Origin of the sequence: Alteromonas sp. IB21 (genome assembly GCF_016405965.1) — a bacterium.
Taxonomy (GTDB): Bacteria; Pseudomonadota; Gammaproteobacteria; order Enterobacterales; family Alteromonadaceae; genus Alteromonas.
Window position 1 is genome coordinate 1 of record NZ_JAEFCD010000006.1, and the last position, 20,112, is coordinate 20,112.

Consider the following 20,112-nt stretch of genomic DNA (forward strand, 5'->3'; position numbering starts at 1 on the left):
TCCAGTTGAGATAATTATCCCTTAACTGGCTGTGTGAATCTATTGGAGCACGTCAATGAGTAAACAAACTTAGTTAGACCATACACACATGAATCAATACACATGAGTAAGGGATGACTAAGAGAGTCTTAAACACAAACCTCTAGTCCATTAACTAATTGGATTAATCATTGATACATCCAGTAACGGACTGTCTTTAAGACTAACTAAACGATACTGGTGTTGGTCTTAGATTTGATGACTTAGAGTTGCCCCCCTTACCCCCCACGTTATGTAGGTAGATAAGGGTGGAAACAATCATCTGCAAACCAGTATCAGCTAGCCCTAGCGTTGGTCTTGAGTTTGATTGACTGGTCACTTGCCCCTGAGCCGTAGCTCACCACCGTGAAGTTAGTGACCGAGTGTTCGTCTTCACGATGTCCTTTGGAATTTTCTCTGTTCGTAACTCAGGGATTCATACCGTTAGGCACGCTTCCTTCTTCCTTACGTCAGGGAGTCATCTGTTCAATTTTTTCTTCCATATGTCAGGGAGTCATTAACTGAACTTTTTCTTCCATAGGTCAGGGAGTCATTTAAGCGTTGAATTTACTGACATTACTTAACATTAGGGAGCGCTAATAAACATATGGGCTTCATGGTCATTAGGTGTCACAAATGGATAAAGGTAAATCGTAACTTCAAGTCCTCGTAACAGATCGACAGCGGCTCTCTACGGGCTTTTCTAGGCGTGACTAATGCGATTACATTAGGTGAGATAACTCGATCTGAGAGGGCTTTACAGAGCCTCAAACAGTTAAGCGTGAGACTCCTAATGATAGTGCTGAGAATGTCTTGTAGAGGAGTAGCAGACCACACGAACTATAAGTTTCAGTGATCGAATTACATAGATTAATTACTCTGGTTTATGAACTCATTGATTATCTTATGCACCGCTCCCTTACTACAGCTTAATTCTTCAGCAATCTTAGCCATGCTCAAGCCTTCCTCTCGTAGCTGGTGGACTCTCTCACGGTCTACAGACTTCTTACGCCCAAACTTAACGCCTTTCTCTTGCGCCTTAGCGATACCTTCCATCTGTCTCTCGTAGCGTAAAGACAACTCGAACTCAGCTACAGCAGCAATCATGTGGAACATTAGCTTACCGTGTGGTGTTGTCGTGTCGATGCCTTGGTCAATCACAATGAGACCTACGCCTTTATCATCGAGTAACTTCGAGATATTCGCTAGGTCAGCCACAGAACGACCTAAACGGTCTAACTTGGTCACAACAATAGCTTCACCTTCACGCACGTAATCAAGCATCTTCTCTAGTTCTGGACGGTCTGCTGTTTTACCTGAGCGCTTCTCTTGGTAAATCTTTGTGCAGCCTTTCGCCTTTAATGCGTCTAGCTGAACGTCTAGCTTCTGGCCTGTGGTTGATACTCGTGCGTAACCGATAAGTTGACCTGTCATGATTAAATCCATCCTGTTCAATAATGTCTAAAGGCTATGTGGACGATATATTAATGAACGGAATTTGAACGGTCAATAGCTTTGTTAATTATCTTTTACTTTGGTGGACGAATGTCGATATGGAGATTTGCATAGCGAGCACTAATAACCAACCTCCAAGTTTGTCGTTCGGTTTACATCGCCACAACTCTGGAAATTTCCGGAGTGAGAACATAGAGCCACTAGCAGAGCCTGTGCGCTGTCTTCGTGTTTGGTCAAGATGAACCTTGCGACTGGTTTGAAGGTTGTCTTAGCGGTGTTCCTGTGGTGCGTAGAGGCACCCTATGGGGGGAGTTGAGGCTTCATCATTGTCGATTTGGCCTCTCAGATTTTTACACCAAAATGAATTGGGTTAACCGAGCGGCCTTAATCACGCTTACAGCTAACTAAAGCAATGATTCCAGCAGCCCCAATGAACAACAACAGTACACTAACCTGAGTCCACAAGACATCGTAGCTTTTCTTGTGCTCTGTCCTACGTAACTCATTGGACTTTGTGTTCATGTCAACTGCTTCGCTCATGGCTTCTGCTCGTTGATTCATGGACATAGTATTCCAAGTCTCACCATAAACAGAGTCACGTATAAGTTCTATGTACTGCTGCATTTCCTGCTGCTCAGCTTTGGTAAAGTAAGGGATGCTATCCAGTAGTCTCAACGTTAAGCCACTGAGTCCAACTAGCGCAACAATTGCAAATACCTTAATAACTAACTTCATCCTGAATTCCTTATTGTGTGGCTGAGTCTCAGCGCTTAACTACAGTTCCCTGATACCTGAACATTTTCTTAGCTTCAAATAACCTTTCGATTTCCCGTGCGCTCTCCCTGTTGTCCGTGTAGGTAATCATCAGGTAACACTCAGCCTGTAAGAACTTACGCCTACCTTCTTCTGTGGTCAGGTCGTAAGCTGGTGCTATTGAACTGTCGAAGTACAGGTGTTTGGCTAAGATGGAACGTGTCGACCGTACATCACTTGGTTGAACACCTGTACCTTCGTGTTTGAACTTCAGGTACTTCTGAGACGACTTAGCGTGTTGCCTGAGTCTTGCCCTGAGCTTTGTCGCTATGCCGACCTTCAGAGGAATGCCGTCATCAGTGAAGATTTGATACACACCAGCCTTGTTAAGTAACTGGTCAACTTGGCTGAATGCACAGACCTCTACGTCATAGTCATGGTTAACTGACAGTTTGCCTCGTGGCGTAAGCTTACCGTCTGTCAGCACGAGACCTTCAGTTGTTGTATAGCCGCACTTTGCTGCTTGTTTCTTCAGGTCTGTCTCCATGCCTAATCCTTTGCTTCCCATCATTCAATCAATAATATGGGTTACAAGCGGCATATGTAAAGGGTTAGAACGTGAAGCTACGTGAAATCTGAAGGTAAACCAGCAGCTTACCATTGAGACATTCACGTAGCGTTGCCTGATAATTAAGCAAGATGCTCAGAAACAGGCTTGAGACAGTCGGCTTGCTGTATCTTCTCGATATACTGCCAGAGTTCGTCCTTGCTCTTGTACTTACTGTAAAGGTTGTACGTCAAGGACAACTGCTTGTGTCCAGCTAGCTTGGTGGCTATTTCTTCAGGACAACCCACCTGCTCTAGCGCTGTCGCAAAGTGACCTCTAAACGAGTGTAAGCCTGTCTTGTAGCCTTCCACCTTAGCGAACCCTTTAGTTATCTTACCGAACTTCGACGAGATACTGTTAGCGGCACCTTCAGCACCTATTACAGCTTCACCAATCTCAGGGAACAACCAAGGGCTATCTCCTGCCCTGTCTAAGACCTGAAGCACAAGAGGCTTAATAGCTGGTGATACAGGCACTATTCGTTGAGCGTTAACTGTCTTACCCTCTCGTACCTCAAAGAACAAACGACCATCTACATCAACGAACTGTTCCTTTTGAGCTAGTGCTAGTTCACTTAGTCGTGTACCAAGGAACGGCAATAAACGAGGAAGCATGTGTAAGGCATACGGATAAGCCCAAGTCGATGTATTAAGCTTCTTGAAGTCAGTCTCAGCGAGAATGTGAGCCAGTTCTTCATCAGTGAAGTTACGGTAGTGTTCAGGCTTACTTTTCTTCTTGCTTGCTTCAACCTTACAGTTAAGCCAAGGGTTACCGCCTTGAGCCTTCTCACGACTTAAAGCCCATCGCCAGAGTTCTTGTAGCTTAGACTTGTAGTGAGTAACCGTGTTAGCTGATTTACCTGAACTCAGTAATCCATCAATGAACATTTGAGCCTGACCAGAGCTTACATTAGCTGGTAACTCGTCACGACCTAGGAACACTACAAGAGCCTTAACGTATGTAGCCATAGCTGAGACATACTTAGCGTTCTTCTTGTCCTCTGCCCACTGAGACCATTCTTCTGCAACCTCTTTGATTGTCGGTTGAAATTCTGAAGGAATATCTCCAGACATAGCAGCCTTCCAAGCAGCCTGAACTGCTGGATTAGCTTTGTCCTCTGGATTCTCAATGACAACTTCAAGGTCAGCTTCTTCCATCGGGTGATGGTCTGCACCTTCAACTTTCTCACCTTCACGCTCTACGCGTTCCTTTCTCCACGGTGTGTAGTACTCAAAGAACTTAGCCTTGTCTGAGTCACCTCGTTTGACGTGTGCTAGTTGCATATCAATCTCAGCGTTAATCGCGTTACGCTTTAAGATTGCTTCGTGATAGCTGTGAGTGTTGAGAGAGTGTTGTATGTAACTCGACTTGTACTTGTCTTTGAGTAGTACAGGAGTCTTTCGACGATACAACCACAAGCCTGAATCTTGTCTTTTGAGATATTTCTTATCCATCGCTTAAACCATTGCTCAAATAAACAACAACAGAAACTAAAAGTGACCCGAAAGGTGACCCTGCTGGTGACCCAGTTAGGTTATTTAGTTCGTTAATTCGTGGATATTTTTAGAGAGGAAATGCTTGTATGTCAAGCCACTCAAGGGTGAGAGAGAAGTTGGTCGGTGTGAGAGGATTTGAACCTCCGACCCCTGACACCCCATGACAGTGCGCTACCAGGCTGCGCTACACACCGACCGAAAGAGCGAGTAAGTCTACTCAATTTTACTCACAATGCAACGAGAATTAGCAATTAGACAGTTCAAGCGCTCAATTGCTAACCACCTTGTTAAATATCCCCGTAAAACACAGCGTTACAAATGCCGCTAACAGGTGCTAAGCCAATGTCACGTAGCACACCGCGGTGACTACTAAGGCAACCAACACGTTCAGCATCACCCCCTCTCTCGCCATGGTTTTTATATCGAACTTTTCTGTCGAATATGCAATGGCATTAGGTGCGGTTGCTACTGGCAACATGAAGGCGCAACTTGCGCTAATTGCAGCGGGGATCATAAGTAGTTTGGGGTCTACGCCCACCGCAAGACCAGCGGCGGCGAGGATTGGCATAAGCAAGGTAGAGGTTGCGGTATTAGAGGTAATTTCAGTAAGAAACGTAACAAACAAGCAAATACCAAGAACAAGTAGTAACACAGGTAAGGTGGCAAGACCGGTTAACCAAGAACCCATTAAAACGCTTAGGCCCGATGACATAAAGGCTTTAGCAATACAAATACCGCCAGCGAACAACAGCAACATACCCCATGGAATATCATTCGCCGTTTTCCAATCAAGCAGCTTGTCATTGTTGCCTTTTGCGTCAACTTCGCCATTATCGTTTCCGCTATTGGTAAAAAACATTGCAGCAACACCTGCTACTGCAATAGTACTGTCGCTGATTGTAGTTACGCCAATCCAAGCTGTCCAAAAAGGTCTAAAAATCCACGCCAAAGCCACGGTACCAAATATAGCAAGTACACGCTTTTCGGCCTTCGTCCAGGCGCTTGGCACGGGCAAATCTATGTTGCCCACTTCTTTTATACCGCGTGCTAACCATAAGGCCATAATCGGCACACCTAAAATCACAATAGGCACACCTGTTTTCATCCAATCGAGAAAGCTGTATTCAATGCCCAGTGTTTCTTCATACACACTCATAAAAATAATGTTAGGGGGCGTACCTATAGGCGTCCCTACTCCGCCCAAGCTTGCCGAATAAGCAATGCCGAGAATAAGTGCTACCCCAAATCGCGGGTTATCTACCGCGTTAATAATAGCAATGGCCATTGGAAGCATCATAAGTACTGTGGCCGTATTGCTGATCCACATGCTCAGTACGGCGGTGGTTAACATAAAACCCAACACCAGTTTAACCGGGCTGCTACTGCCCGTTATTCGAAGCATGTAAATCGCAAATCGCTTGTGCAGGTTAGCGCGCTCTAGCCCCTTTGAAAGCATAAAAGCGGCCATTAAAAGGATGATTACGTGGCTTCCAAGTGCCGACGCAGCCTCACTGTGTGACAACACTCCAAACAAGGGGAACAGTGCAAAAGGTAATATTGAAGTCGCCGGAATAGGTAACGCCTCGGTTACCCAAAGCACCGCTACAAATAGCGTAATCGCGGCGGTAAAAATAATTTCACTAGGCTGGTTGATAGTCCACAAGCCCAGGCCACTTAAAACTGAGGCGATAAACGCAAACAGAATAATACTGTTTTTACGCGTCGGCTTTCGCTTGAGAATTTCTGAAGAAGGTTCAGGGTGTGTGTGCATTGCGCTTCCCATTGCTGATAGCTTTATTATAAGTGCCAGGGCATTAACCCTCGTTGTTGCTTATATATTTTCTATCAGTAATTAGCGGGAAACGCACGAGGCTTTTCCAAAAAATATTGGTTTTAGGCTATTTTTCTTATTTACTTTCGTCGTCTGAAGAGATTCGGCTTGCTACTGCGCCCGCTTGGTCTTTGTATTTAGCATCCACCCTCGCGTTGTAAGGCTTCTCTGCTGGCGCTGATAGTACCTCAAAACTAAGCGCGCCTATTTTCATTTTGGGGCGAAGCGCCAGAGGCAGTTTACCGCTATTGTAAAACTCAAGAACGATGTTACCCGACCAACCCGGATCAATTCTATGCGCGGTAACGTGCACCATTAAACCCAACCGAGCAAGAGATGAGCGCCCGTCTAGCCAACCAACGATGTTGTCTGGTAATGTGACCGACTCGTGTGTAATCGCCAGCGCCAGTTCGCCTGGGTGTAGAAAGAAGGCTTTACCCTCTTCTAACACAATTTCATCGCTCATTACGTGGTCGAGGGCTTCTTGAACTTGAATTTTTGGGCCACTCAAATCGATAAACGGTGCTTGGTGATCTTCAAACACTCGAAATTTGTTACCTAATCGGATATCCACCGTTACACCGCTAATCTGATCGTAGTCAGGTGTAGGGTCGATTTTAATTTTTCCATCTTGTAGATGTTGGTAGATATCGCGGTCGCACAAGCGCATGGTGTAATCCTCATTTCATTAGGCCGCTATTATGCGGATGTCACTGCTTGCATTCAACTGCTCAAAGGCTTGTTTTACTTGCTTTTGCGCAATTTTTAGAAAGTTTGACGTAATTTTGAATTTAGGCTGCCAAACATGAACTCATTTCGCCTTCTGGCATTCCCTAAACCTATGGTCTTCCATACTGTACCTTTGAAACCATACCTTTAAACCCAAGCCTTTAAATCTATGCCTTCCCTACTATACCTATCGGATCGCCTTTTATATGTTTAGCAGCCCCTTTTCGCGGCTCAACGGTCAAGGCTAGGTGCATAGACAGTGCTCGCGCTGCCTCGCGATAGCTTTCACTCAAGTCGCTTTCAGGTGAGGAAACTAATAAAGGCGTTCCAGCATCACCATGCTCGCGTATATGAATATCAAGTGGAAGCTGACCTAAAAGAGGCAGGCCGTGACGTTCGGCAAGCGCCTCGCCACCGTCTTTAGAAAACACGTAATCTCTTGTGCCGCAAGCTCTGCATTGGTAATAGCTCATGTTTTCGATAAGCCCTAGCACCGGCACGTTTACTTTCTCAAACATGCTTATGCCTTTTTGAGCATCCGCTAATGCTAAATCCTGCGGCGTAGTCACCACCACAGATGCCGTTAGCGGCACTTGTTGGGCCATGGTAAGTTGAATATCGCCTGTACCTGGCGGCATATCTACAATCAAGTAATCGAGTACAGGCCATAGGGTTTCATCTAATAACTGCTTGAGCGCCCGGCTTGCCATAGGCCCGCGCCACACAGCAGCATCTTCTTGAGGAACTAGATAACCAATAGAGTTCGCCACCAGCCCGTGAGCCATAAGCGGCTGCATGTGCTTATTATCTTCACTTTCAGGGTGTGCATCAGGGTTGCCCAACATAATGGGGATAGACGGGCCGTAAATATCGGCATCTAGAATACCCACTTTGGCCCCCTCTTGCATAAGTGCAAATGCTAAATTGATACTGGTTGTCGACTTACCTACCCCGCCCTTGCCCGACGCAATGGCTATGATGTTTTTTATGTTAGTAACCGGCGCTACTTTAGTTTCTCCACTGGCCACATTTTGTCTAAACGTAAGGTTGTCAACATCGAGCTTTCCTTTAAGCTGCGTAAGCACTTCTTGTTTAAGGGAGGCTAATTGAGTAGCAATACAAAATGGCAAGGTAACCGTAACGCCCGCATCTTCATTGTCCGGCTGGCTAAAAGCACACCATGGCAAGGTATCTTCAACATCTAATGAAAAATACGTGGCCAAAATAGCAGCAACTTTTTGAGTTAACGGCTCTGCTTTGCGAGAAAAGAACATAAAATGCCTTACTAGTAGTAGAATTGTGTGAATTACGTAATGCAAAAAACGCGGTTTTCCGCTAGTATTTGCAGCCATTTTGAAACGCAAAGAATCAATAACGTCATTATGTCAGAAAAACGCCGAATTCTGGTAACCAGTGCGTTGCCATACGCAAATGGCTCTATTCATTTAGGCCACTTGCTAGAACACATTCAAACCGACATCTGGACTCGTTTTCAGCGCCTTCGCGGAAACGAATGTTACAGTGTTTGCGCAGACGATGCACACGGTACGCCGGTTATGCTTAAAGCCCAGGAGCTTGGCATTACACCAGAAGAAATGGTGGCGAGAACCCGTGCTGAACATCACCAAGACCTTGTTGATTTTCATGTTAATTACGACAACTACTATGTAACTCATTCGCCAGAAAACAAGGCACTGTGTGAAGAAATTTACACTCGTTTGGATAACGCAGGTTACATCAGCAAGCGTACTATTAACCAGCTGTTCGACCCTGAAAAAGAAATGTTTCTACCGGATCGTTTCGTTAAGGGCACGTGCCCAAGCTGTGGCGCAGAAGACCAAAACGGCGATAGCTGTGACGTGTGCGGTGCAACCTATAGCCCTACTGAAGTTAAGAACCCGCGCAGCGTTGTATCTGGTGCTACACCGGTACTACGTGAGTCTGAGCACTTCTTCTTCGACCTGCCTAAATTTGAAGGCATGTTAAAGGAGTGGATCCGCTCTGGTGCTCTTCAAGAAGAGATGGCAAACAAGTTACAAGAATGGTTCACCGAAGGTCTTCAGCAGTGGGACATTAGCCGTGACGCGCCTTATTTCGGCTTTGAAATTCCAGGTGCGCCGAACAAGTTCTTCTACGTGTGGGTAGATGCGCCTGTTGGCTATATGGCAAGTTTCAAGAACTTCTGCGACCAAAACAACCTAGAGTTTGATGATTTCTGGAAGGCCGACTCAGAAGCTGAGCTTTATCACTTTATCGGTAAAGACATTACTTATTTCCACTGCCTATTCTGGCCTGCCATGCTAGAAGGCGCGGGATACCGTAAGCCGACAGGTGTAAACATTCACGGTTTTGTAACGGTAAACGGCGCGAAAATGTCAAAGTCGCGCGGTACCTTTATTAAAGGCCGCACCTACTTAGACCACCTAAACCCAGAATACTTGCGTTACTACTTTGCCTCTAAGCTGGGTGACGGTGTTACCGACATCGACCTTAACTTTACTGACTTCGCACAAAAAGTGAATTCAGACCTGGTAGGTAAAGTAGTTAACATCGCAAGCCGCTGTGCGAGCTTTATCACTAAGCGTTTCGACGGCAAATTGTCTGACAACGTGATTGAGCCAGAACTTATTGCTGAGTTCCAAAACGCGTCTGAAAGTATTGCTGCGCTTTTCGAAAAGCGTAAGTATCACCAAGCTGTGCGTGAAATTATGGCCCTTGCCGACAAAGCAAACCAATTCATTGATAACAATGCGCCATGGGTTACCATTAAAGACGAGACTAAGCAGCAGTTCACACACGATGTGTGCTCGCTGGGTATCAACATGTTCCGTCTGTTGGTTATTTACTTAAAGCCTGTACTGCCGGTACTTGCGGAAAAAGCTGAAGAGTTCTTAAACGACACGTTCGACTGGAATTCACTGCAAACCCTATTAAAAGGCCACGCCATCAACAAGTTTAAGCCAATGATGCAGCGTGTAGAAATGGAGAAAATTGACGCCATGGTTGAAGACTCTAAAGAAAGCCTAGCGCCTGCTGCACCTGCTATCGACCCAGACAGCCCACTTGCGAAAGATCCAATTAGCGAGACCATCTCGTTTGATGATTTTGCAAAAGTTGATTTGCGTATTGCACGCATTGCTAAAGCCGAACACGTGGAAAAAGCAGACAAGCTTCTGCGTCTAGAGCTTGATTTAGGGGGCGAAACCAAGCAAGTTTTTGCTGGCATTAAGTCGGCTTACTCACCAGAAGCGCTTATTGGCAAGCATACGGTAATGGTAGCTAACTTAGCCCCGCGTAAAATGCGCTTTGGTATGAGTGAAGGCATGGTATTGGCCGCAGGCCCTGGCGGCGACGAGCTATACATTCTAGAGCCGCATGAAGGCGCAAAGCCTGGCATGCGCGTTAAGTAAGCTACTCAAAGCAACATATAAGCGTTTAGGGTTTCATTTAAAAACGCCCTAACCCGCCTTCATATAAAAGCCACGGCAGTTTCAAAACGTCGTGGCTTTTTTATTGCAATGTGTCTGTTCGACTCGGCAGAGTAAAGATTGCGCGTGCTGTCGACTTCTCCTTCCCTGCGCTTAGTGGAAAAACGGCTTAGCAGTATTAACGGCGCGAGCGGTTAAAGGTAGAGGCTCTTACACTGGCGCCTACTGCGGAAAAACTGGGTTTTAAGTTCCGCTTTGGCTTAATTGCCGTCATAGGAATAACCCGCTTTTTCGCTAAAATGACGTAAACCGCACTACACCAAGGCAAGTAAGATGCTAAATACTCTTGAAGCTTAACCGCCCCGCTCCATCGTTGTTGGAAGAAGAGCGTTGAAAACAACACCTGTCGCTGTTCTACTATTTCGAAGCCAAGTAACTGCAGCCAGTCTTTAATGCGATATGAGGTAAAAAAGCGTGCATCGTGAAGAACGTTGCCACGTTTTACTGGCAGATACTTAGCAATACCTGCCAAGCTAAGCGGATTGAAGCCACTAATAATGACATAGCCGTTTTGCGTAATGACGCGATCTACTTCCCTTAAGATTTCGTGGGGATCTTGTGCAAAATCTAATTCATTAGCCAACAGAAAGCCATCAATGCTGTTTTCCGAGAAAGGCAGACGATGTGACTGACCCACTATCGTATTACCTCTATTCTTTTTTACGTTACCATATTCACGGTCTTTGAATGCGTGGCTTGATGCTTTACTTTCGCGTGCTTCCATATCCAGCCCATTTCGCTCACACTGTCCACTTAACTGGCTGTCGAATGGGACATGGTTAATATGATGCCGAATTGGGCTGCTATCTAGGTTAATTTCGGCGCTAAGCGTACCTAATTTTGCAAAGTGATAGCCAAAAATGCGCTCTGCATAATCGCTGCATACGGTGTTGACTGCAGTACGTATATGTTCGCCAGCGGGAAAATCCCCCCAATTTGTAGGGTAGCGAGGTGGTTTGGCTTTAAACGCCGATTTCATTATCACTGCGCGCTCTTTGGTTGCTCTGCTGTCCACAAGCCCCTATAGTAACGCATAATTCTACCTACACAAGCAGGTACAAAAATGACGTCAGAAACACTTCCTTCAAACGTAGCCGTTCACCCTATTCCTGCATTCACTGATAACTATATTTGGTGCCTTCACAATAATGCTAACGCAATTGTTGTTGATCCGGGTGATGCGGAGCCAGTCTTAGCATTCATTAAAGCAAAGGGCTTAACGCTTAGCGCCGTACTTATAACGCATCACCACAGAGATCACACAGGTGGTATTGCAAAGTTAGTATCGGCTGTTCCAGACCTTCCTGTTATTGGTCCGCGAGGTAATCATATTCGAGGCATCACTAAATCGGTGTCGCAAGGGGATACGGTATCGCTGCCTATTCTGAATTTGTCACTGCAAGTGATGGAAGTACCTGGACACACCCTTGATCATATCGCTTTCTTTGGACATGGTGCCTTGTTTTGTGGCGATACCTTGTTTTCTGCTGGTTGTGGGCGATTATTTGAAGGCTCACCGGAGCAAATGTATCACTCACTAAACAAGCTTAAGCGCCTGTCTGATAGCACAAAAATTTACTGTACCCATGAATACACCCAGGCGAACGTTAAGTTTGCGATGGCAGTTGAGCCCAACAATGTAGCGCTTAATGAGTATGCAAATTGGGTAGTATCAATCCGTGAACAAAACCTACCAACGCTGCCAACTAATTTAAAAGAACAGAAAAATATTAACCCGTTTCTACGGGCCCATGAACTTTCCGTAAAAAATGCTGCCGAAGCGTATTGCGAAAATAACCTGGCCGACGATGTAGCAGTCTTTGCTGCAGTTCGCCGCTGGAAAGATGAGTTTTGATGCATTATTAAGCCGATTATCGTAACATTGTCGGTTTGCAGTGCTCCAAGAGGTTTCTTCATATATGCAGTTGAAGTTTTTCCCTCTATCGCCGCTGATATTGGCGATAGGTTTAACGGGTTGTCAGTTAACCGATAATAATAACGACAATGCGCAGATAGAAAGTCACGAAAACGCTTCATTAGAGGCCTGTAATGAAATTCATAACACCGAAGAAGCCATTTCAGATTGTGAAATCGCAAGGGACGGCGTTATTGACGTTGTTCACCCGAATGATCAGACCTTGGAAGAAGGCGCGGAAATCACCGATACACCTGATGTACATACACAGGCGGTAATTACGGATGTGTGGGCGCGAGCTAGCGCCAAGTTTGGGCTTGCAATTCCAGATGATAAAAGAATTAATTCTCAACGAAAATGGTACTTAAAGCACCCTGAGTATATGGCTCGTGTTGTTAAACGGGCAAAGCCTTTTCTTTATTATATTGTTGAAGAAATTGAAAAGCGCGACATGCCTATGGAGCTTGTGCTTTTGCCTATTGTAGAGAGTGCTTTTGACCCCTTTGCCTATTCCCACGGACGCGCTGCGGGAATGTGGCAGTTTATTCCCGGCACGGGTAAACGTTTTGGCATGCCGCAAAACTGGTGGTATGACGGGCGCCGTGACGTAGTTGCTTCAACCCAAGGTGCGCTTGATTACCTAACCTATTTAAATGAAATGTTTGATGGAAACTGGCTGCACGCGCTTGCCGCGTACAACAGTGGCGAAGGCCGAGTACAAAGAGCGATAAAAGCGAACCAACGAGCGGGAAAACCCACTGACTTTTGGAATTTAGACTTACCAAGGGAAACTCGCGCCTACGTACCAAAGCTTCTCGCATTGGCGGATATTCTCAAAAACAAAGATGAGTACGCTTACTCTTGGCCGGAAATTGAAAATGTGGCTGTTATCGAAGTCGTCGATATAGGCTCACAGGTCGATTTAGCCTTCGCAGCAGAGCTCGCAGGCATGTCGTTAAAAGAATTACACGGATTAAACCCAGGCTTCAATCGCTGGGCAACCTCTCCAGATGGCCCTCATCGGCTGGTCCTGCCCATCGGAAAGGCGGCGGCGTTTTCTCAGGCCCTTGCCAATATTGATCAAAAGGAGCGGTTAAACTGGGTGCGCCATTCCGTTAAGCCCGGCGATAGCTTAAGCAAAATTGCCAAGCAGTACCACACTACGGTAAAGGTGCTAAAACGAATCAATGAGCTGGATTCATCTATGATCCGCGTGGGTCAAGCTATTATGGTACCTGTCGCGCTTCAAGAGCTAGACAGCTATACCTTGTCGCAGGAACAACGTCTTGCAAGCTTGCAAAATAGTCATAGTTCTAAGCAGAAAGTTAGTCACACAATTAAATCGGGTGATACGCTTTGGGATATTGCGCGTAAGTACAAGATAAGCACCAATCAGCTTGCTAAATGGAACGGCATGGCTCCAGGCGATATGCTGCATCCGGGCAAAACGCTGGTTGTATGGCAAGAAGGCAGCGCGCAAACTGGGGTTACTAAAACAATTACCTATACGGTAAGAAGCGGTGATTCTCTTTCTCGTATTGCCAGTAAGTTCAATGTTAAAATAGGCGACATAGGCAAGTGGAATTCGCTTAATACCAAACGCTATTTACAGCCAGGTCAGCAACTTAAACTTCACGTGGATGTGACAAGGTCAAGCGCCTCGGGCTGATGACTGTTTAAAAGCACTATACAGGATACGGAAATGCTAAGAATTAACCGAGAAAATTTGCGAAACAGTCATGAAACGCCTTGGTTAATTTTAGACTTAGTCATGCTGGGTATACTTTTTATAAACCTGGCATGGCTCATTTTTGATGCGCTGTATGCCACTGACTTCGTTTATGGCCTTCTAGGTACTTATTTCCCCGCATTTCTAAATACTTACGACCCTATACACAACAACTTTTTGCTGGTCGACCTAGTTTTCATCGCCATCTTTTTCACCGAATTCTGCTTTCGCTGGATTGTTGCTATTGTTCGAAAAGAACACTTACGTTGGTATTTCTTCCCTTTTTTACACTGGTACGACATTATCGGCTTGATACCAACCGGCCCTACTCGCCTGTTTCGTTTCTTGCGCATATTCTCAATACTACATCGACTGCACAAGTTCGAAATTATCGACTTAAATCAAACCGCGGTCTTCCGCTTTTTTGCGTTCTATTATGATGTATTTGTGGAAGAACTGAGCGACCGGATTGTTGTTAAAGTGCTAAGTGACGCGCAAAAAGACATCTCTGCGGGCTCTCCTTTGTTAGATGATATTAACGCACAAGTGCTTGCCCCCCGCCGTCCTGTCATTACTCAATGGATGGCAGGTGTAATCAATCATTTAGGCCAGTCTATTCAAAGCGAAGAACACGGCGAGGTGATTCGAGAGCACGTACGGAAAAGTGTAGGTAAAGCGGTAAGAAGCAATGCACAAGTTTCCTCTCTTCACTACCTGCCGGTAATTGGTAGAACTATCGAAAACACCCTAGAGGAGTCGGTAACGGATATCGTAACCACATCGCTGGTAAACCTGTTAAGCGACTTAGACGCTGAACGAATTGACCACTTTATTTCTGTGGGCATGCACGACTATACACCTACTGCCGACGCGCTAGATAAAGAAGTGCTTAATGTTGTAAATGAATGTTTGGAATTGGTGAAAGCCCATGTTGCACAGCAGCGTTGGAAGTCACATCTCACCGAAAAAGAAACAGCTATTCCTACCGGCAAACCTGACGTAAACCAATAAGCGCTGTCTTTAGAATACCCATCCTCGGAAGCAGCGTAACAAACGTTACAACTTGGCATACAGGCTACATAGTTATTGGCGACGCAACCCAAACCCTGCTATTCGGTGTGCAGGTTAGTGTTCGCAAATGGAGATGTGTAGAGCACAAATATTCTGTCAACAAACGTTGTAGATATCGACAAAAAAGCCCACATCCGTGGGCGCTCAATTTAGGGCTGAATAAACTGGCTTATCTTTTATGCCAAATTAGGCTTTACGCCACGTTGTGCCGCTTGGGCCGTCTTCTAGCACTACGCCTTTTGCATTTAACGCATCGCGTGCAGCATCTGCGGCTGCCCAGTCTTTAGCAGCACGGGCATCGTTACGTTGTTTAATTAACGCTTCAATTTCAGCGGCTTCGTCATCATTGCCCTCACCACCTTTAAGATAGGTGTCTGGGTCGCTTTGAAGCATACCCAAAATTGCACCTAAGCCTTTAAGAACCGCTGCCAGTTTACCCGCTTCTTCGGCGTTGCCTTTTTGGCGGTTAAGCTCACGGGCCACATCAAACAACACTGAAAAGGCTTCAGGCACGTTTAAATCGTCGTTCATAGCCGCTTCGAAACGCGCTAAGTAACCACCGTAGCTAAGGTCAGTACTTTCGTCTACTTCAACACAACGCAGCGCGGTGTACAAACGCTCTAGGGCCGCTTTTGCTTGGGTGATGTTGTCTTGTGAGTAGCTTAACTGGCTACGATAATGCGCCGACATTAAGAAGAAACGCAAGGTTTCTGAATCGTGCTCTTTAAGCACATCGCGCAATGTGAAGAAGTTGCCTAACGACTTAGACATCTTTTCGTCATTAACTTGTACCATACCCGCGTGCATCCACACGTTTACATAAGGCGTGTCGTACGCGCAGCACGACTGAGCGACTTCGTTTTCATGGTGCGGGAAGGTTAAATCTGAACCTCCTCCATGAATATCAAAATGTTCGCCAAGATGCTTGTGGTTCATTGCAGAACATTCAATGTGCCAACCGGGGCGACCGTCTCCCCATGGTGATTGCCATGCTGGCTCACCGGGCTTGGTGGTTTTCCAAAGTACAAAATCTAGCGGATCGTCTTTACCTGCCGCCACTTCAACACGCGCACCAGCTTTAAGCTGATCTAAGTCTTGCTTACTTAACTTGCCATAATCTTCATACTTACTTACGTCAAACAACACATCGCCGCTTTGAGCTTGATAAGCATAGCCTTTGTCCATCAGACGCTGAATAATTTCGATGATCTCATCCATGTGGCCGCTTACTGTCGGCTCCACATCTGGCTCTAGTAAATTAATTGCCGCAAAGTCTTCGTGCATCATAGCAATCGTACGTGCGGTTAGCGCCTCAAAGCTTTCGCCATTTTCATTGGCGCGAGCAATAATTTTATCGTCAATATCCGTGATGTTACGCACGTACTTTACATCTAAACCAAGGTGGCGTAAGTAGCGTACTAAAACATCGAAGCTAAGGTAGGTACGGGCATGCCCCATATGACTGAGGTCATAAACGGTAATACCACACACATACAAACCCACTTTCCCTTCTTGAAGCGGAACAAATTTCGCTTTTTCACGGGTTCGGGTATTGTAAAGATGTAGCATGTCTATATTTCCTATTTGTCATAATTTTTGGGCCGCAAAGTTTAGCACCGTCATCATTTAAATGGTACAAGGCTTTTGCGTTGAAGCACTATTTTGCGCTACTGCCCTCTTTTGCGCTAAAATCCGCGCACTTAATTTATAGGCTAACACACAGGACAAACCACAATGGTTACGTTAAAAACAAATTTCGGTGACATCACGCTTGAGCTTTTTGAAGATAAAGCGCCTAAAACCGTAGCGAATTTCCTTTCTTACGTGGAAGACGGTTTTTTCGACAACACTATTTTTCACCGCGTAATTAACAATTTCATGATTCAAGGTGGTGGTTTTACACCTGATATGGATCAGAAAGACACTAAAGATCCTATCGAAAACGAAGCAGACAATGGCGTAGCTAATGAAGTCGGTACTATCGCAATGGCGCGTACTCAAGATCCGCACTCCGCTACTGCACAGTTTTTTATTAACGTAAACAACAACGACTTCCTTAACCACTCTGGCAAATCGGTCAACGGTTGGGGCTACTGTGCTTTTGGTAAAGTGGTTGAAGGCATGGACGTAGTAGAGAAGATCAAAGCAGTGAAAACAGGCAACCACGGCTACCACCAAGATGTACCTGTAGAACCAGTGATCATTGAGAAAGCAGTCGTTGCTTAAATAACGCTGAAATTACAGCTTAGCTAATTGCCTAAATAACTCTTTAGTCAAACTACTAAACAATGGCTTAGCCGGCACGTTTTTCGAAACATGCTTATAAGCCTTTAGTTAAATACAAGCCGCGTTAATTTAACGCGGCTTTTTAAACCACATTAAGAAGATTTATGTCGTTTACCTACTTCATTGCCGATTTACATTTAAGTGCAGACCGTCCGGATATTACTGACTGTTTGATGCGCTTTTTACAAGAAGACGCGATCAATGCCGATGCACTTTACGTACTTGGCGATTTATTTGAAGTATGGATTGGTGACGACAATGTAACCCCCTTTAACACCGCTATAGCATCAGCTTTTAAAACGGTGAGCAAACAATGCCCTGTTTACTTTATTCACGGCAACCGCGACTTTGCTATTCGAGATAAATGGCTGTCTAAAGCGGGCATGACGTTGCTAAATGAACAGGAGGTTGTAGACCTTTACGGTACACCCACCCTTCTCACTCATGGCGACGAGTTATGCACCCGTGACGTTGCCTACCAAAAGTTTCGCAAGAAATCACGTGGCTGGTGGTGGCCTCGCTTAATGCTGGCCCTTCCTTTGTGGTATCGACAACGGGTAGCTGATAACGGTCGTGCCGAAAGTAAAGAAAAGCAACAGAACCTAAAGCCTGAGATTATGGATGTAACGCCAGAAGAAGTGGTTAAGGTGATGGAAAAGTGGGGCGTACAGCGCATGATCCATGGTCATACGCACAGACCAAACATTCATAGTCTCAAAGCGAATGGAAAATCAGCGACGCGTATTGTTCTTGGTGATTGGTATGACCAAGGCAGTGTGTTGAAGGTTACCGCCTCCGAAGTTATGTTACAACATCACAACTTTAAATAAGGAAATCTGACACTTACACGTGGTCCTACCACTTTTTTTATTACCATTAATAAAATTTTAAAGTGTGCAATTCCTTACCGCTAACTCACTATAAAACGTGAGCTTTATCAAATTTCCAATAACGTTAAAATCCCTCGATAATACAGTTTTGTGACATTTATGACAGTTCAGCAATATAAATGTCAAAGAATTGTCACCTTATCTCCCTACGCTCTCCGTGATTTAACGATTCACTCCCCATGCAAGGAATGCTGATGGGTAGTGATGAGATGTCTAGACAACACCACAACCAATACAAACAATACGTTTAGGAAAAAATCATGAATCGTACCTGGAAAGTGGCATGCACCGCAGTCGCTCTAGCGGTTTCTGCTAGTCTTCACGCGGCAGTGTTACCAGAGCATCAGTCAAACAGCGCTTGGTTTACTGACGCTCAAGCCAAACTATCTACAAAGCTCCAAACAAACAATCAGTTTAAAGCGAAGAATGTTATTTTATTCGTTGGCGATGGAATGGGTATTTCTACCCTTACCTCAGCACGAATTCATAAGGGGCAGTTAGCAGGCAACCCTGGTGAAGAAGGTTACTTAAGTTTTGAAAGCTTTCCTCATACGGCGTTGGTTAAAACATACAACGTAGATGCGCAAACGCCAGATTCTGCGGGCACCATGACCGCCATGGTGTCAGGCCTTAAGACCGACGTGGGCGTTATTGGTGTTGACGAAGATATTGAACGCGGTAACTGTTCAACGGTTGCTGGCAACGAAGTCATTACCGCATTAGAACTTGCTGAAATTAAAGGCCTGTCCACAGGTATTATTTCTACTGCGCGTATCACCCATGCAACACCAGCGGCAACCTACGCAAAATCGGCAGATCGTAACTGGGAAGACATTTCAGATATGCCGGAAGCCGCTGTAACTGCTGGCTGTAATGACATTGCGGACCAGCTCGTCAATTTTGAAACCTACTTAGAAGCACGCTACACCGGTGTTGATGTGGATGGTATCGATGTCGCTATGGGCGGTGGTCGCCGTCACTTCTTGCCAAAAGACGCCGCATTTAACAGCCCTGATGCCGTAAGCGACGTTGAAGGTGATAGAACCGACGAGCGCGATCTTACAGCTGAATGGCAAGCCATGTATGAAAATGGTGTATATGTTTATGACCAAGCAGGTTTTGACGCGATAGACACTGAAAGTGTTGAACGTGTGTTCGGTCTTTTCAACGAGTCTCATATGCAATACGAAGCAGACCGCGGAAACGACATTGCTGGTGAGCCATCAATTGCAGAAATGACAGAAACGGCAATTAACATTCTTGATAACAACGAGAATGGCTTTTTCTTAATGGTTGAATCAGGTCGTATTGACCACGCTCACCACGCAGGTAATGCAGCAGGTGCATTAACCGACACCTTAGCATTTGAAGAAGCGGTAATGACTGCGGTTGAAAATACCAACCCGTCAGAGACGCTAATTCTCGTCACTGCCGACCATGGTCACGTGTTTACCATTGCTGGCTATCCAAAGCGTGGCAATCCAATTCTTGGCAAGGTAGTCAATGTGGGCTCTGAGGATGCGGCAACGGCGGCAGACGGCACACCATACACCACGCTAGGCTACACCAATGGTCTAGGTTTCCGCAACTTAGGTAATGAAACGGATTCCGATGCCACGTACGCACTGGAAAACGAAGCAGGTCGCGTTGATATCACTAATATCGACACCACAACGCCGGGCTATCACCAAGAAGCACTTATTCCACTTAGTTCAGAGACTCACTCTGGAGAAGACATTGCATTGCATGCCAAAGGACCTGGAAGCCAGCTCGCGCAAGGCGTAATAGAGCAAAACGTTGTTTTCCACTTGATTAATCAAGCGCTTGGCCTTGTAAACGAGTAA

General features: G+C 45.6%; 16 protein-coding genes and 1 tRNA gene. 7 read left to right on the forward strand and 10 right to left on the reverse strand.

All coding sequences use genetic code 11. From position 1 onward, the window contains the following. Positions 1-888: 888 nt before the first annotated feature. The 8 genes from JC525_RS05750 to apbC all read right to left on the reverse strand — a co-directional run bounded on the left by JC525_RS05750 (position 889) and on the right by apbC (position 8,163). A complete protein-coding gene (locus tag JC525_RS05750) occupies positions 889-1,452 on the reverse strand; it encodes a recombinase family protein (protein ID WP_198814964.1) in 564 nt (187 codons plus the stop codon). A 405-nt stretch (positions 1,453-1,857) separates the two neighbouring features. After that, the gene (locus tag JC525_RS05755; RefSeq protein ID WP_198814965.1) at positions 1,858-2,208 is read right to left on the reverse strand and encodes a hypothetical protein; all 351 of its coding nucleotides are present in this window, start codon (positions 2,206-2,208) and stop codon (positions 1,858-1,860) included. A 28-nt stretch (positions 2,209-2,236) separates the two neighbouring features. Next, a complete protein-coding gene (locus JC525_RS05760; RefSeq protein ID WP_198814966.1) occupies positions 2,237-2,773 on the reverse strand; it encodes a hypothetical protein in 537 nt (178 codons plus the stop codon). A 143-nt stretch (positions 2,774-2,916) separates the two neighbouring features. Then, on the reverse strand, positions 2,917-4,287 hold the full coding sequence (locus JC525_RS05765) for a tyrosine-type recombinase/integrase (protein WP_198814967.1): 1,371 nt from the start codon (positions 4,285-4,287) through the stop codon (positions 2,917-2,919). 159 nt (positions 4,288-4,446) lie between these two features. Next, positions 4,447-4,523: transfer RNA gene (locus tag JC525_RS05770), tRNA-Pro, on the reverse strand. Between the two features lie 140 nt (positions 4,524-4,663). Beyond that, positions 4,664-6,100, reverse strand: coding sequence for an SLC13 family permease (locus JC525_RS05775; protein WP_198814968.1), 1,437 nt, complete (start codon positions 6,098-6,100; stop codon positions 4,664-4,666). 136 nt (positions 6,101-6,236) lie between these two features. Beyond that, a complete protein-coding gene (gene dcd, locus JC525_RS05780) occupies positions 6,237-6,830 on the reverse strand; it encodes a dCTP deaminase (RefSeq protein WP_198814969.1) in 594 nt (197 codons plus the stop codon). Positions 6,831-7,056: 226 nt separating this feature from the next. Beyond that, a complete protein-coding gene (gene apbC, locus JC525_RS05785; RefSeq protein WP_198814970.1) occupies positions 7,057-8,163 on the reverse strand; it encodes an iron-sulfur cluster carrier protein ApbC in 1,107 nt (368 codons plus the stop codon). A 108-nt stretch (positions 8,164-8,271) separates the two neighbouring features. On the opposite strand from apbC, the gene metG reads away from it, so the two are divergent. After that, positions 8,272-10,299, forward strand: a complete 2,028-nt coding sequence (gene metG / locus JC525_RS05790; RefSeq protein ID WP_198814971.1) for a methionine--tRNA ligase — start codon at positions 8,272-8,274, stop codon at positions 10,297-10,299. A 196-nt stretch (positions 10,300-10,495) separates the two neighbouring features. Here metG and JC525_RS05795 read toward each other — a convergent pair whose 3' ends face one another. Beyond that, positions 10,496-11,356 carry a class I SAM-dependent methyltransferase gene (locus JC525_RS05795; RefSeq protein WP_198815087.1) on the reverse strand — a complete coding sequence of 287 codons (861 nt, stop codon included), beginning with the start codon at positions 11,354-11,356 and terminating at the stop codon, positions 10,496-10,498. Between the two features lie 84 nt (positions 11,357-11,440). On the opposite strand from JC525_RS05795, the gene gloB reads away from it, so the two are divergent. The 3 genes from gloB to JC525_RS05810 all read left to right on the forward strand — a co-directional run bounded on the left by gloB (position 11,441) and on the right by JC525_RS05810 (position 15,032). Further along, complete coding sequence (gene gloB, locus JC525_RS05800) at positions 11,441-12,232, forward strand: hydroxyacylglutathione hydrolase (RefSeq protein WP_198814972.1); 792 nt, start codon at positions 11,441-11,443, stop codon at positions 12,230-12,232. 64 nt (positions 12,233-12,296) lie between these two features. Further along, positions 12,297-13,961, forward strand: a complete 1,665-nt coding sequence (locus tag JC525_RS05805; RefSeq protein ID WP_198814973.1) for a lytic transglycosylase — start codon at positions 12,297-12,299, stop codon at positions 13,959-13,961. 33 nt (positions 13,962-13,994) lie between these two features. Then, positions 13,995-15,032 carry an ion transporter gene (locus JC525_RS05810; RefSeq protein WP_198814974.1) on the forward strand — a complete coding sequence of 346 codons (1,038 nt, stop codon included), beginning with the start codon at positions 13,995-13,997 and terminating at the stop codon, positions 15,030-15,032. A 246-nt stretch (positions 15,033-15,278) separates the two neighbouring features. Here the strand turns inward: JC525_RS05810 and cysS are convergent, their stop codons facing one another. Continuing rightward, on the reverse strand, positions 15,279-16,661 hold the full coding sequence (gene cysS, locus JC525_RS05815) for a cysteine--tRNA ligase (RefSeq protein WP_198814975.1): 1,383 nt from the start codon (positions 16,659-16,661) through the stop codon (positions 15,279-15,281). Between the two features lie 165 nt (positions 16,662-16,826). Between cysS and JC525_RS05820 the strand changes: the two genes are divergently transcribed. From JC525_RS05820 to JC525_RS05830, 3 genes are all read left to right on the forward strand, one after another. Further along, on the forward strand, positions 16,827-17,318 hold the full coding sequence (locus JC525_RS05820; protein ID WP_198814976.1) for a peptidylprolyl isomerase: 492 nt from the start codon (positions 16,827-16,829) through the stop codon (positions 17,316-17,318). A 164-nt stretch (positions 17,319-17,482) separates the two neighbouring features. Continuing rightward, on the forward strand, positions 17,483-18,208 hold the full coding sequence (gene lpxH, locus JC525_RS05825; RefSeq protein ID WP_198814977.1) for a UDP-2,3-diacylglucosamine diphosphatase: 726 nt from the start codon (positions 17,483-17,485) through the stop codon (positions 18,206-18,208). Between the two features lie 320 nt (positions 18,209-18,528). Then, positions 18,529-20,112, forward strand: coding sequence for an alkaline phosphatase (locus JC525_RS05830; protein WP_198814978.1), 1,584 nt, complete (start codon positions 18,529-18,531; stop codon positions 20,110-20,112).

Coding starts and splice junctions, on each gene's coding strand:
- JC525_RS05805 (WP_198814973.1), top strand. CDS start 12,297: ATGCAGTTGAAGTTTTTCCCTCTATCGCCGCTGATATTGGCGATAGGT.
- cysS (WP_198814975.1), bottom strand. CDS start 16,661: ATGCTACATCTTTACAATACCCGAACCCGTGAAAAAGCGAAATTTGTT.
- JC525_RS05820 (WP_198814976.1), top strand. CDS start 16,827: ATGGTTACGTTAAAAACAAATTTCGGTGACATCACGCTTGAGCTTTTT.
- JC525_RS05830 (WP_198814978.1), top strand. CDS start 18,529: ATGAATCGTACCTGGAAAGTGGCATGCACCGCAGTCGCTCTAGCGGTT.
- JC525_RS05795 (WP_198815087.1), bottom strand. CDS start 11,356: ATGAAATCGGCGTTTAAAGCCAAACCACCTCGCTACCCTACAAATTGG.
- metG (WP_198814971.1), top strand. CDS start 8,272: ATGTCAGAAAAACGCCGAATTCTGGTAACCAGTGCGTTGCCATACGCA.
- dcd (WP_198814969.1), bottom strand. CDS start 6,830: ATGCGCTTGTGCGACCGCGATATCTACCAACATCTACAAGATGGAAAA.
- JC525_RS05760 (WP_198814966.1), bottom strand. CDS start 2,773: ATGGAGACAGACCTGAAGAAACAAGCAGCAAAGTGCGGCTATACAACA.
- JC525_RS05810 (WP_198814974.1), top strand. CDS start 13,995: ATGCTAAGAATTAACCGAGAAAATTTGCGAAACAGTCATGAAACGCCT.
- lpxH (WP_198814977.1), top strand. CDS start 17,483: ATGTCGTTTACCTACTTCATTGCCGATTTACATTTAAGTGCAGACCGT.
- apbC (WP_198814970.1), bottom strand. CDS start 8,163: ATGTTCTTTTCTCGCAAAGCAGAGCCGTTAACTCAAAAAGTTGCTGCT.
- JC525_RS05765 (WP_198814967.1), bottom strand. CDS start 4,287: ATGGATAAGAAATATCTCAAAAGACAAGATTCAGGCTTGTGGTTGTAT.
- JC525_RS05775 (WP_198814968.1), bottom strand. CDS start 6,100: ATGCACACACACCCTGAACCTTCTTCAGAAATTCTCAAGCGAAAGCCG.
- JC525_RS05750 (WP_198814964.1), bottom strand. CDS start 1,452: ATGACAGGTCAACTTATCGGTTACGCACGAGTATCAACCACAGGCCAG.
- JC525_RS05755 (WP_198814965.1), bottom strand. CDS start 2,208: ATGAAGTTAGTTATTAAGGTATTTGCAATTGTTGCGCTAGTTGGACTC.
- gloB (WP_198814972.1), top strand. CDS start 11,441: ATGACGTCAGAAACACTTCCTTCAAACGTAGCCGTTCACCCTATTCCT.